10 protein-coding genes are annotated in these 13,124 nt (G+C 47.2%); 7 read left to right on the forward strand and 3 right to left on the reverse strand.

Annotation, left to right across the window (positions count from 1 at the left end; all coding sequences use genetic code 11):
• Window positions 1–9: 9 nt before the first annotated feature.
• The 3 genes from KOG47_RS05770 to KOG47_RS05780 form a co-directional block, all read right to left on the reverse strand.
• Window positions 10–1,569: a solute symporter family protein gene (locus KOG47_RS05770; protein ID WP_031423500.1), complete on the reverse strand. Its 1,560-nt coding sequence runs from the start codon at window positions 1,567–1,569 to the stop codon at window positions 10–12.
• Window positions 1,566–1,844 carry a DUF485 domain-containing protein gene (locus KOG47_RS05775; protein ID WP_251131846.1) on the reverse strand — a complete coding sequence of 93 codons (279 nt, stop codon included), beginning with the start codon at window positions 1,842–1,844 and terminating at the stop codon, window positions 1,566–1,568. Before KOG47_RS05775 ends, KOG47_RS05770 begins: the two co-directional genes overlap by 4 nt.
• A 306-nt stretch (window positions 1,845–2,150) precedes the next feature.
• Entirely contained in the window at window positions 2,151–2,582 is a 432-nt protein-coding gene (locus tag KOG47_RS05780) for a DUF2621 domain-containing protein (protein WP_031423504.1), read from the reverse strand.
• Window positions 2,583–2,760: 178 nt separating this feature from the next.
• Between KOG47_RS05780 and KOG47_RS05785 the strand changes: the two genes are divergently transcribed.
• From KOG47_RS05785 to KOG47_RS05815, 7 genes are all read left to right on the forward strand, one after another.
• Entirely contained in the window at window positions 2,761–4,359 is a 1,599-nt protein-coding gene (locus KOG47_RS05785; protein ID WP_215243868.1) for a peptide chain release factor 3, read from the forward strand.
• A gap of 195 nt (window positions 4,360–4,554) precedes the next feature.
• Window positions 4,555–7,269 (forward strand): aconitate hydratase AcnA, encoded by a 2,715-nt coding sequence (acnA, locus tag KOG47_RS05790; RefSeq protein WP_012726444.1) that lies wholly within the window; start codon window positions 4,555–4,557, stop codon window positions 7,267–7,269.
• Between the two features lie 113 nt (window positions 7,270–7,382).
• On the forward strand, window positions 7,383–7,874 hold the full coding sequence (locus KOG47_RS05795; RefSeq protein ID WP_215243869.1) for a DUF3939 domain-containing protein: 492 nt from the start codon (window positions 7,383–7,385) through the stop codon (window positions 7,872–7,874).
• Between the two features lie 127 nt (window positions 7,875–8,001).
• Window positions 8,002–9,567: a BCCT family transporter gene (locus KOG47_RS05800; protein WP_215243870.1), complete on the forward strand. Its 1,566-nt coding sequence runs from the start codon at window positions 8,002–8,004 to the stop codon at window positions 9,565–9,567.
• A 101-nt stretch (window positions 9,568–9,668) separates the two neighbouring features.
• Entirely contained in the window at window positions 9,669–10,346 is a 678-nt protein-coding gene (locus tag KOG47_RS05805) for a hypothetical protein (RefSeq protein ID WP_012726441.1), read from the forward strand.
• Between the two features lie 56 nt (window positions 10,347–10,402).
• The gene (locus KOG47_RS05810) at window positions 10,403–12,661 is read left to right on the forward strand and encodes an AAA family ATPase (protein WP_215243871.1); all 2,259 of its coding nucleotides are present in this window, start codon (window positions 10,403–10,405) and stop codon (window positions 12,659–12,661) included.
• Between the two features lie 31 nt (window positions 12,662–12,692).
• Entirely contained in the window at window positions 12,693–13,109 is a 417-nt protein-coding gene (locus KOG47_RS05815) for an acyl-CoA thioesterase (RefSeq protein WP_012726439.1), read from the forward strand.
• Window positions 13,110–13,124 lie beyond the last annotated feature (15 nt).

A 13,124-nucleotide genomic window follows, 5' to 3' on the forward strand; every position in this document is an offset into this window, starting at 1 on the left:
CATTTTTATTTAATCTGCTTTCGTAGCGGCGACTTCTGTCTCCGCGTCGATTCCGGTGTTCGCCTTGACGAGTACGCGTTCATAGTTGCCAGCAACTTCATCTGATTTCGTGACCAGTGTACCAATCACGGCAGCGATGAAACCAAGGGGGATTGATACAATCCCGGGATTGGATAGCGGGAAAAGGGCTTCACCGAGAAAAATGGCCGAACCGTCCGGAGCCCACAGGTTCGGACTGAGTGCGACTAGAATCAGTGAGGAGAACAAGCCGACGACCATTCCCCAAATGGCGCCACCTGTATTGAAGCGTCTCCAGAAAATCGTAAAGAGGATAACAGGTAAGTTCGCACTCGCCGCAACGGCGAAAGCGAGCGAGACAAGAAATGCAACGTTCATCGACTGGGCGAAAAAGGCTAGTCCCATTGAGACGAGGGCGACCGCAACTGAAGCGATTCGCGCGGCTTTCACTTGTTCAGTTTCTGTCGCTTCCCCTTTACGAATGATATGTCCGTAGAAGTCATGGGCGAAGGCGGAAGCAGCTGACAGTACGAGTCCAGCGACAACGGCAAGAATTGTCGCGAACGCGATTGCGGCAACGAAAGCGAACAAGAGGTCACCACCGAGCACTTGCGCGAGAAGAGGGGCCGCCATGTTGCCGGCAGGGTTTGCGGCGAGAATGGCATCACGTCCGACGAATGCTGCGGCACCGAAACCTAGGAAAATGGTCAAGATATAAAATGCACCGATGATCCATGTCGCATAGACGACGGATTGCCGAGCAGTCGGTGCATCTTTGACGGTGAAGAAGCGAATCAGAATATGAGGGAGCCCTGCCGTACCGAGCACGAGCGCCATGTTTAATGAAATGGTATCGAGCGGTAGCTTGAACTTGTTCCCAGGGTTCAAGAAGTCACTTCCGAGTGGGGTCGCTTTGCTGACTTCATTAAACATCGTCGTGACGGAGAAATCAAAACGAGCGAACACGAGAAATGAAATGATTGCCGTCCCAATCATCAGAAGTACGGCTTTTGTGATTTGTACCCAAGAAGTGGCCGTCATGCCACCGAAAACGACGTAGACTGTCATTAAGATTCCGACGACGACGACACTTGTCGTATAAGGGATTCCGAGTAACAGTTCAATCAAAGCACCCGCTCCGACGAGTTGCGCAATCATGTAAAAAATGGAGATGACAATCGCATTCATCGCTGCGACACCACGTACGCGAGGCTTGTTAAAACGTGCCGCAATCATGTCTGCCATCGTATATTTCCCAAGATTTCGCAATGGTTCGGCGACGAGATAGAGGACAACGAGATAGGCAACGAGGAAACCGATTGAATAGAAAAACCCATCGAATCCCGCAAGCGCAATCATACCTGCAATTCCGAGAAACGATGCGGCAGACATATAGTCGCCTGCAATGGCAAGACCGTTTTGAAATCCGGTCAATCCACCGTCTGCCGTATAAAAATCGCTGGCAGTTTTTGTTTTTCTTGCTGCAAAGTATGTAATCACTAGCGTGAGTCCGACAATGGCGATAAAGAGGGCGATCGCGGTCCAATTCATGATCTCACCTCGTCTTTCAATTGTTCGACGAGTGCGTCAAAGCGACGGGCACGTCGACTATAAAGTACACAAAGTGTCCAGGTCATAATGAACTGGGAAAAGGCGAACGCCCAAGCCCAAGTGATGTCCCCGATGAGTGGTGTATTCAAGAACGTCGTATAGCTCGTCAGAATCGGGAGTGTGAAATAAAAGATGAGTGAGAAGATGATAGCTGGAACGATGAAGCGATTTTTTTCCCGCATTAACCGATGAAATGTCTCATGTTCGGTAATCATGTGGGCAGATTGATGGCTTGTCGTTTGTGAAACTTGTGTCACATCATGCATAATAGACCCTCCTTGACTGTAAGATAAATCCATTATGCGTTGTGAAAAACAATTCAGTCATTCCTTTTTTTCGTGTCGAAATGAAAGACGTTATATTAATATTGGTCATACCAATTTACTGTAAGCGTTTTCAATATTGTCTAATTCGTGAACGTTATTTCGATGTAATATAAAGCTCGAGAAAAGGTACTTTTGACCCATTAGGCGAATCGCACAATTCGACAAATAAAAAACTCTATCTGAATGAGATAGAGTCTACTGCTGAAAATAGTGTTCGTATGGCGTCCAATCAATCTGTTCTTCGGTTAGCGCTTTCTTTAAGAACTTGTGATCGCGCTTCGGTGTTGCGGCGATGTAACCCTTTACCACAAGTTCGGTCGTCATTTTTTTTGCACGCGATTCAAGCGCGAATTGACCGATTTTACCTGCGATTTTTCGGATTGCGACGTCGCGGAACAACTCGGGTACCGGTGTGACGAGACGATCTAATAGCGTCCGCGTCTCCGGAGTCCAGAGATGACGCGTTCTTTCTATATAATCATCTTCGATGTCAAGTAGGGAACGTCCATCTTCTTTTGGCATTCGTTTTAAAAACTTACGAAACATGAAGTACCCGCCAATCGTCATGAGTCCAATCATGACGAATCCCCAGAATACAATGAAATACATCATCAAGTTTTCTGGCATCGTCTTTCCCCCGTTCTATACATTCACTTGCTTTCATCGTTAGTATACAAAAAAGAATCCATTTGCAAAAGGCGTACGTCCCATTAGGATAGACGAACCGAATTGATTTCGTTAGAATAGATAGCGTTGCTACGAGAATAAGCATGAACTGAGACGAGAAAGGAAAGGTCTATCCTATATGAGCCAATTGAAACAGGAAGTCGAGAGACGTCGGATATTCGGCATTATCTCTCACCCGGATGCGGGGAAAACAACATTAACAGAAAAATTACTTTTGCACGGTGGTGCGATTCGCGAGGCAGGTACGGTCAAGGCGCGCAAAAACTCAAAACACGCAAAATCTGACTGGATGGAAATCGAGAAACAACGTGGGATCTCGGTCACATCGTCTGTCATGCAATTCATCTATCAAGACAAAGTTGTATCGATCATGGATACACCAGGACACAACGACTTCGGTGAAGACACGTATCGCGTGTTGACATCAGTCGATAGCGCGGTCATGGTCATTGATGCTGCGAAAGGGATTGAAACACAGACGAAAAAACTATTCCAAGTTTGTCGGATGCGTGGGATTCCAATCTTCACATTTATGAACAAGTTGGATCGTCAGGCAAAAGATCCGCTTGAATTGATGGAAGAGCTCGAAGAAGTGTTAGGCATGCCTTCTGTCGCGATTACATGGCCAATCGGAAGTGGAATGCAGTTTGAAGGTGTCTACGACCGAATGAAAAATGAGGTCCACTTGTTCCGTGGGGAGAAGTCGACACTTCAACTGGGTGAGGACGGAGTGAACGATCCGATTCTCGCCGATCATTTGTCGGAAGAGAACTTGATGAACCTCCGCGATGAGATCGACCTTCTCGATGGAGCGGGGAACGAGATTGAAGTCGAGGCGATCCAGAGTGGTAAATTGACACCGGTATTTTTCGGAACAGCGCTCGTCGACTTTGGGGTGACTGCGTTCTTGAATCACTATTTAGAGATGTCTCCGGCTCCTGAGGCACGTAAGTCGAACGTCGGTCCAATCAATCCGACATCAGAAGACTTCAGTGGATTCGTCTTCAAGATTCAGGCGAACATGAATCCGGCACACCGCGATCGCATCGCCTTTGTACGCATCTGTTCAGGTGTGTTTGAGCGTGGGATGGATGTGACGCTCACTCGTACTGGGAAAAAGATAAAATTGAGCCAATCGACACAATTGATGGCGAACGATCGAGAAACAGTCGACCAAGCGTTTGCTGGTGATGTCATCGGGATCTATGATTCTGGGACGTATCAAATTGGAGATACCATCACCACATCGAAGCAGAAGATTGCGTTTGAGGCGCTGCCAACTTTCCCACCGGAATTGTTCATGCGCGTTTCGCCGGTCAACTCGCTCAAGTCGAAACACTTCCACAAAGGGGTAGAACAGCTTGCGCAAGAAGGGGCGATTCAAGTGTATCGCAACGAATATAACGAGATTTATCTTGGCGCGGTCGGACAACTTCAATTCGAGGTATTCGAATATCGTTTAAACAATGAATATGGCGTCGATATTCGAATGGAACCAGTCTCATATAGCGTTGCTCGTTGGGTCAAAGATAAAGAGTTGAAGGCATTGAAACCGTTCCAAGATTCACGGAACATGCTCGTTACAGACCGTTGGGAACGTCCGGTCTTCCTGTTCGCGAACGAGTTCACATATGAACGGTTCGCTGAGCGTCACGCAGATGACTTGACGCTTGTTGAGGCACTTGACGTCAACGAAGAGATCGGTACGGAAGAATAAGATGTAAACACCTCGTTTCCGAGGTGTTTTTTTGTTGTGAAGTAAGTCGTTTTAGTTTTGATAAGTTTTACTTATGACTAATTTGTGACGGAATGTATTTTACGTCACGCTATACTTGTATTATGATAAATATGTGAAAAGTAAGCGATTACGCATTGTCGTGTGGTCGGCGCTTTCAAAAAGGGGGAAATTGCAATGGAACAGACGAATGTTTTAGACGCCTTCGCATCTCGGACAAAGTTCGAAGCGAACGGGCAATCGTATGATTTTTATCGTTTGAAAAAATTGGAAGAAGAAGGATTGACGGACATCAGCCGTCTTCCGTATTCGATTCGCGTTCTTCTTGAATCGGTTCTCCGTCAACAAGACGGGCGTGCCATCACGAAAGAACATGTCGAGAACTTGGCAAAATGGGGTACTGCCGACGTCTCGAAAGACATTGACGTACCGTTCAAACCGGCACGTGTCGTACTTCAAGACTTCACGGGTGTACCGACGGTCGTAGACCTTGCTTCACTTCGTAAAGCGATGGCAGACCTCGGTGGAGACCCAAACAAAATCAACCCAGAAATTCCTGTCGATCTCGTCGTCGACCACTCAGTTCAAGTAGATGCATATGGTTTCGCTGGCGCATTGATGAAAAACATGGACATCGAATTTGAACGTAACGAAGAACGTTATAAGTTCTTACGTTGGGCTCAGACGGCATTTGACAACTATCGTGCCGTACCACCTGCAACGGGGATTGTTCACCAAGTAAACTTGGAGTACTTGGCATCTGTCGTCCTCGAGAAGAATGATGCAGAAGGTACAGTTGCTTATCCAGATTCACTCGTCGGAACGGATTCGCACACAACGATGATCAACGGACTCGGTGTTCTTGGCTGGGGTGTCGGAGGAATCGAGGCGGAAGCAAGCATGCTCGGTCAACCATCATACTTCCCAGTGCCAGACGTCGTCGGTGTCAAAATCATCGGTGAAGTAAACCCTGGTGTGACAGCGACAGATGTGGCGCTCGTCGTGACAGAGATGCTCCGTCATGAAAAAGTTGTCGGGAAATTCGTTGAATTCTTCGGACCGTCGCTCCACACGATGCCACTTTCAGACCGTGCGACGATTGCAAACATGGCGCCTGAATATGGTGCGACATGTGGATTCTTCCCGGTCGATACGGAAACATTGAACTACATGCGTACGACTGGTCGCTCTGAAGAGTTGATTTCACTCGTCGAAGAATACTCTAAAGCGAATGATCTCTTCTATACACCAGATCAAGCTGATCCAACGTTCACAAAAGTGTTGACACTCGACTTGTCGAAAGTCCAGCCTTCACTTGCGGGTCCGAAACGTCCACAAGACCGAATCAACCTCTCAGACGTTCAAACATCGTTCATCGATAGCTTGAGTGCTCCTGCAGGAAACAGTGGCTTCGGACTTGACCGTTCTGAACTCGACAAAACGGCAACAGTCAAGTACGAGGACGGCGCAGTCGACATGAGTACGGGAGATGTTGCGATTGCAGCCATCACAAGCTGTACGAACACGTCGAACCCATACGTCATGGTCGGTGCTGGACTCGTTGCGAAGAAAGCCGTTGAACGTGGCTTAACCGTTCCGAAATACGTGAAGACATCACTCGCACCAGGTTCGAAAGTCGTAACGGACTACTTGGATAAGGCTGGTTTGACTTCTTACTTGGACGAACTTGGCTTCAACACGGTCGGATACGGCTGTACGACATGTATCGGAAACTCTGGTCCGCTTGACCGTGAAGTCGAAGATACGATCACAGAAAACGACTTGCTCGTGTCGTCAGTCCTCTCTGGTAACCGTAACTTTGAAGGGCGCGTTCACCCGCTCGTGAAGGCAAACTTCTTGGCATCACCACCGCTCGTCGTCGCTTACGCTCTTGCCGGGTCAGTCAACTTCGACATCATGAATGATTCGTTCGGTACAGACAAAGATGGAAATGAAGTATACTTCAAAGACATCTGGCCATCAAACGATGAAATCAAAATGGTTGTCCAAGACGTCGTATCACCAGAAGCATTCCGTAAAGAGTACGAAACGGTCTTCACTGGTAACGAGCGTTGGAACGCACTCGATGTTCCGGAAGGAAACTTGTATGACTTCTCAGATGAGTCGACATACATTCAAAACCCACCGTTCTTCGAACAACTCGAACCAGAAGCGGGCGAGGTTCATGCATTGAATGGCTTACGTGTCATCGGAAAGTTTGCGGATTCGGTTACGACCGACCACATCTCGCCAGCTGGATCATTCTCGAAGACGACACCAGCCGGTCAATACCTCCTTTCTAAAGGGGTAGAGCCAATCGACTTCAACTCATATGGTTCTCGCCGTGGTAACCATGAAGTCATGATGCGTGGTACGTTCGCAAACATTCGTATCCGTAACCAAGTTGCTCCAGGAACTGAAGGTGGCTTTACAACGTACTGGCCAACTGGTGAAATCATGCCAATGTATGATGCGGCTATGAAGTACAAGGAACAGGGAACAGGTCTTGTTGTCCTTGCAGGAAATGATTACGGAATGGGATCATCTCGTGACTGGGCAGCGAAAGGGACGAATCTTCTTGGAATCCGTGCGGTCATCGCACAAAGTTTCGAGCGGATTCACCGTTCGAACCTTGTCATGATGGGTGTGCTCCCGCTTCAGTTCTTAGACGGTGAATCGGCTGAATCACTCGGATTGACTGGTGAAGAAGCAATTGATATTCAAGTCGATGAGTCTGTACGTCCGCGCGATATCTTGAACGCAAAAGCGACACATGAAAACGGAACGGTGACAGAGTTCAAAGTCATCGCTCGTTTCGACTCTGAAGTTGAAATTGATTACTACCGTCACGGTGGAATCCTGCAAATGGTTCTCCGTAACAAATTGAAATAAGTGCTAGTCCATGACCTTCCTTTGAAAAAAGGAAGGTTTTTTTCATGAATATGCAATTTTAAGGTGGAAGTTTTAAAAGATTCGGGAACAGGAAGACAGGGAGGGGTGCGCTTATGGATAAGGAAGAGAAGCTCGGAAAGAGTTGGTGGAAACGATTGACGCAACAAAAAGAGGTGGAACCGGATCGAGAAATTGATATCACCCTTTCAGAATTGCGTCAGGCGATTCACGAATATGAACAGACACTGCCAAAAGGTGTGAATCGCACCGTCCTACTGGATGACTCGCAAGAAATCGACACCAAACGCTTGAAACATCACCTTTCGGGAATCCCGAAACAACGTTTCTTCATGTCAAAAGAGACGTTTCATATCGTACCGGAAGATGAACGCGACGTCATTTATGAAATGGATCAAGTGCAACGGGCACTCGATCTGTATATGGACCAGGAGAAGAAATTACCGTTACAAAAATTTCAGAACTCGCTTCAACTCGATTTGACCCGTTTACGAGAGGGGGGTTATTTAAAAACGTTGCCAAAAAGACCTTACTATGTGGTCGATGAAACATTGATTGTTTCAGTGGAGCCCAAAGAAAAAACTTGATGACAAGACACCTATCTATTGGACGGTAAACAACACATTTATGTACACATAGGGTTGTGACTTGTTTCAAAAGTATGTTAGGGTGGAAAACGTATATGAAAATAGAAAATTAAATAGGAGTGATTTTATGGAACGAAAAAGCCGTGTGACGACCGTATTCGTCGTATCTGCAATCATAACTGGCTTATTTACGATTTGGGGACTTTTCCCCGAGAGTTTATTAGGGAATGCCAGTCTATTAAACGTGACGAGTACGTTACAAGGCTGGCTCTCAAACGGGATGGGTTGGTTCTATCTCTTGAGCGCCACCGGGTTTTTACTGGTTGCCATCTTTTTAATCTTTTCAAGATATGGTTCGATTCGACTTGGAAAGGATACAGATCGTCCAGAATTTAGTTATTTATCATGGTTTGCCATGTTATTCAGTGCCGGGATGGGAATTGGACTTATCTTCTGGGGAGCGGCTGAACCGTTGCTCCACTTCCACTCACCACCATTCGCTTCCCCTACACCTGAAGGAGATGCACGGACTGCTATGCGTTATGCATTTTTCCATTGGGGCCTCCATCCATGGGCGATTTACGCAATGATTGCGCTCGCCATCGCATATTCGACGTTTAGAAAAGGTCGTCCCGCGACGATTGGGGAGACAATCGGTTCGCTCGTCCATAACCGCTACGAACAACCCGTGAAGCAAACGGTCGATATCCTTGCGGTCATTGCGACTGCATTCGGGGTAGCGACTTCACTTGGTTTTGGTGCTCAGCAAATTGCCGGTGGCCTTCATTACCTCATCCCTGGGGTACCGAACGCTTTCGTGACACAGTTGATCATCATTGCCGTCGTAACGGTGCTCTACATGATCAGTGCTTCGACAGGTCTTGACAAAGGAATTCGAATCTTAAGTAATACGAATATATTCTTGGCAATTGTCCTACTTGTAGCGACGATGTTTGCGGGACCGACAGCTTTCATTTTCGACTTGTTCACACAAACAGTCGGAACTTATTTGCAGCAGCTCCCGAGCATGAGTTTCCGTACAGCCGCATTTGAACCCGTTGAACGTGAATGGGTGAACGGTTGGACCATCTTCTACTGGGCTTGGTGGATTTCTTGGTCACCATTCGTCGGAACGTTTATCGCACGTGTATCGAAAGGGCGTACGATTCGGGAATTTATCATCGGAATCTTACTTGTCCCGACATCATTCGGATTATTATGGTTCTCCGTCTTCGGCGGTTCGGCCATCTGGGCTGATTTGTTCGGAGGATATAGCTTGATTGATCAAGTAAACGAAATCGGTACTGAAGTCGGGCTGTTCGCACTGTTTGAAACGTTCGGTGGTTTTGGGACGCTTCTCAGTGTAATCGCCATCTTCTTGATTTCGACATTCTTTATTACATCGGCCGACTCTGCGACATACGTCCTCGGTATGCTTACATCGAACGGGAAGCTCGTCCCGCCGATGGGGATTAAAATGACTTGGGGAATCATCCAATCGTCAATCGCAGCCGTATTGTTGTATGCTGGTGGATTAGATGCTCTACAAGCTGTTGCGATTCTCGCAGCCTTCCCATTCATCTTCGTGCTCATCTTTATGATGATTGCCTTATTCAAGGATCTTACCGACGAACCGGATGAACGAGATAAATGGCTAGAGATGCAAAAGAAAGATGAAGATAAACTAGGTTAATTCGAAAGGGTCTCAGATGAGGCCCTTTTTCGGTCAAAAATATTTTGCTTGTCCTTCTCGCTAGTGTAGGATAGTAAGTGAAGAAACGAGGAGGATAGGCTATGAAACAACAGATAAAAAAACGGTTGAGCTGGGTGATATTGGCCGGCATCCTCATTGTCGGGGCATTACTCGCATATAACTTCTATGTGCTCATGGATTTGAGCGGGGAAGAGGAGGAGCAAGTCGAACCATTCTACTCGAATGTCGTGATCGGATATCAAGAACGCAAACTTCCAAAAGAAGGCGAAGAGCTCGAAGAACGAGAGTATCTTGTCACGTATGATGAGGACGGACATTTTGTATCTGAAGTCGTGACGGGTCCAAATGTTGGCGCGAAAGCTGAATGGGATGGAGAGACCTACTTAGAGTTCAATCCGGACGGGGAAGAAGTTCTTCGACAGGAGACGAACTCCGGAGCAGTCGCACCTCATCCATTCTTGTCACGTGCAACGAACGAACAGATTCGTAAATGGCTCGATGACGGGACGCTCGGTTCAAGTGAAGGCGAAACCGATTTGGTCGGACGTACCGCGCAAGCGTATGTGAAATCAGAATCGGCTGAGACCGTTCCGGAAGAGTGGATTGAAAACTATCCATCGATTTTTAGTGAAGAAGAAAATAAAGAGACTGTCACATATTATGTCGATGCGCATGAACGAATCTTGCTCGCGGCAGAATCGCGGAATAACGGAAAGTTATTCCATTCGATTCGGATGACATCGTTTGAATCAAGATAATCCGATGGGGAGCAGACATGATGTCGGCTCCCTTGTCGTCTGAAAGGGAGAACAAGATGAAACAAATTCAAGTGGAACAAGTTCAAACGGACTTGACGAACTGGGAAGCTGGAGAAAAAGTAAACGAGGCGGCTTTGTTATCTTACGCACATTGGTCTCGTGCGACTCAGCACCAAGAAGAATTAATTCGTTCCTTGCGGCTGCTCGCAACACATCGGCTCAAACAAAAGGAAACGATGGACCCGTTACTCAACCGCTGGGTAAAAGAGTTGGAGGCGATGAACGCACTTCCTCCAGAGCTTCGTCTGTTTCAACTGAATGAGCAGTTGCGTCGTTCGAAACAGGCGCTTCAAATCGACTGGCCAACCTTACGAGAGGCCGATTACGCCTCGATGAAGGTTCAAATCTTAACAGAGTACGAGTCAAAAACGTCAGCGTTGCTCGATCAACTTGACCAACTCCATGATGAGGTGGAGACTGCGAAGTCTGATTTACGTGATTCTGAATGGCGCGGACAATTGGAAAACCTGTTTGAAGCGATCATCGAAGCGATGCAAGAGGTCGCATCTCTTGAAGATGATACCGCCTCCTTGCTCGCATCCATGCAAGGGAACTATTTCAGTCGTGAAGCGTTTCATCGTTTCGGGGAGCGCGTTTTCCTTGTGAAAGAACGGCTACACACAATTTGTGAGCTACTACCAGACCGTCCGACCGAGGCACGTTCAAGTGCGATTGAATCACTTGAAGACATGATTGGGCTCGATGACATCAAAGCGCGTGTAAAAGCGTGGTATCGCTTCCTCCTTTTCCAAAAAGAACGAGAGAAGGCCGGTTTTTCTTCAAAACATCAACCATCCCTTCATCTCGTCTTTACAGGGAATCCAGGAACCGGGAAGACGACATTAGCAAGACTCATGGCCGAGATTTACTTTGAACTCGGCTTATTAGGACGCCCGGACCTTGTCGAGGCTGACCGTTCGAGCCTTGTCGGTGCCTATGTTGGGCAAACGGAAGAGCAGGTAATGAACAAGGTGAAAGAGGCAGAGGGTGGTGTCTTATTCATCGATGAAGCATACGCATTGAAGCGTCAGGATGCGAGTGGCAGTGATTACGGACAAGCGGCCATCGATACGCTCGTCGCCGCGATGACGAGTGGCGAATATGCTGGCAAGTTCGTCGTCATTCTAGCTGGCTATCCAGAAGAAATGCGTCATTTCCTCTTGGCGAACCCCGGTTTACGTTCACGATTCCCTGAGTCGAATCACTACGAGTTACCGAACTACCGTGACGAAGAACTGGTCGCCATCGGTGAGAAAGTGGCACAAGAAAACAATTACGTGCTGACGGAAGAGGCGAAACGATCACTTCTTGCTCGAATCGACAGAGAACGGGTCGACTCGACGTTCGGAAATGCCCGGACTGTCCATAACATTTTACTTGATGCGATGTTTAAGAAGGGTTCCCGCTTCGGTGCAGATGCTCCGCTAGACGAAATGGCGCTCTTGACTGAAGAAGACTTTGATCAGCCAGATGATGAATCGAGTCCGACATCGTTAGATGACCTTGTCGGCATGGAAGATGCAAAAGCACAACTGGCTGAAATTGAAGCGCTCATCAAGATACAGAAGAAACGAAAAGCGCTCGGTTTGAAGACGGCGCCGGTCCAGCTCCATGTTACACTTACCGGAAACAGCGGTACCGGTAAAACGACATTTGCCTATCTGTATGCACAGATGTTGAAACGGACAGGTTATTTGAAGCGAGGCCATGTCAATGTCGTTAGTCGTGCAGATTTAGTTAGTGGCTATGTGGGACAGACAGCTCAAAAAACGAAAGCGGCGATCCGTGACGCACTTGGCGGCGTCTTACTAATTGACGAGGCCTATAGTTTGAACGGCGGGGCGAACGACTATGGCCGGGAGGCAATCGATACACTCGTTGATGAAATGCCGAAACATGGCGAGAATCTTGTCGTTGTCCTTGCCGGTTACGAAGGTCCGATTCGCCGATTAATTGAATCCAACCCTGGTCTTAGTAGCCGAATGAAACGGACGATTCATTTTGATGACTATACGCAAGAACAGTTAGTGGACATCGCGAAAAATTACGCAAGTCAGTTCGGATATGTGATGGAGGAAGATGCGCTTGAAGCATTAGCTACTCGCTTACATGACATCAAACATGCGAACGCGCGCACCGCTCTATCTGTTATCGATGAATCGATTGCTCGTCAGTCCTATCGTTTAGTGTCGACGGAGGATGAGAATGTGTCACTCCAGCAATTATTAGTAGTAGATATTAAGAGTAAGTTATAATATACTTGTCGTAGGAAAGAAGGATGATTCAATGCACACGGTTCAAATCCCAGTAAGGTATCAAGAGACGGACATGATGGGCATCGTCTATCATGCCAACTATTTAGTTTATTTAGAGATTGCGCGCACGGAATTGTTACGACAACTAGGTGTCGAGTATAAAGATATGGAAGAAGCGGGATTTGTCTCTCCTGTGACAAATGTATCCATGGACTATAAGCGTAGCGTGACGTATGGTGATACGGTTCATGTTCGTGTATGGGTCGATCAATATTCAAAAATCAGAACGATTTACGGCTATGAGTTGACGAATCAACATGGAGAACTTGTTGGCACAGCCACTACAACGCATGTCGTCGTCAAACGAGGCGACTTCAAACCGATTCGACTTGATCGAGAGTTCCCGAAATGGCATGAAATGTATTTGAACGTCATGAACCCTGTTTAAGAATCTTCTGTCTTC

Source organism: Exiguobacterium sp. s121 (genome assembly GCF_018617245.1).
GTDB lineage: Bacteria > Bacillota > Bacilli > Exiguobacteriales > Exiguobacteriaceae > Exiguobacterium > Exiguobacterium profundum.

What these genes read in the sequence shown, in the direction of transcription:
- KOG47_RS05770 (WP_031423500.1), bottom strand. Translation starts at nt 1,569, where the DNA reads ATGAATTGGACCGCGATCGCCCTCTTTATCGCCATTGTCGGACTCACG.
- acnA (WP_012726444.1), top strand. Translation starts at nt 4,555, where the DNA reads ATGGAACAGACGAATGTTTTAGACGCCTTCGCATCTCGGACAAAGTTC.
- KOG47_RS05815 (WP_012726439.1), top strand. Translation starts at nt 12,693, where the DNA reads ATGCACACGGTTCAAATCCCAGTAAGGTATCAAGAGACGGACATGATG.
- KOG47_RS05795 (WP_215243869.1), top strand. Translation starts at nt 7,383, where the DNA reads ATGGATAAGGAAGAGAAGCTCGGAAAGAGTTGGTGGAAACGATTGACG.
- KOG47_RS05800 (WP_215243870.1), top strand. Translation starts at nt 8,002, where the DNA reads ATGGAACGAAAAAGCCGTGTGACGACCGTATTCGTCGTATCTGCAATC.
- KOG47_RS05810 (WP_215243871.1), top strand. Translation starts at nt 10,403, where the DNA reads ATGAAACAAATTCAAGTGGAACAAGTTCAAACGGACTTGACGAACTGG.
- KOG47_RS05785 (WP_215243868.1), top strand. Translation starts at nt 2,761, where the DNA reads ATGAGCCAATTGAAACAGGAAGTCGAGAGACGTCGGATATTCGGCATT.
- KOG47_RS05780 (WP_031423504.1), bottom strand. Translation starts at nt 2,582, where the DNA reads ATGCCAGAAAACTTGATGATGTATTTCATTGTATTCTGGGGATTCGTC.
- KOG47_RS05805 (WP_012726441.1), top strand. Translation starts at nt 9,669, where the DNA reads ATGAAACAACAGATAAAAAAACGGTTGAGCTGGGTGATATTGGCCGGC.
- KOG47_RS05775 (WP_251131846.1), bottom strand. Translation starts at nt 1,844, where the DNA reads ATGATTACCGAACATGAGACATTTCATCGGTTAATGCGGGAAAAAAAT.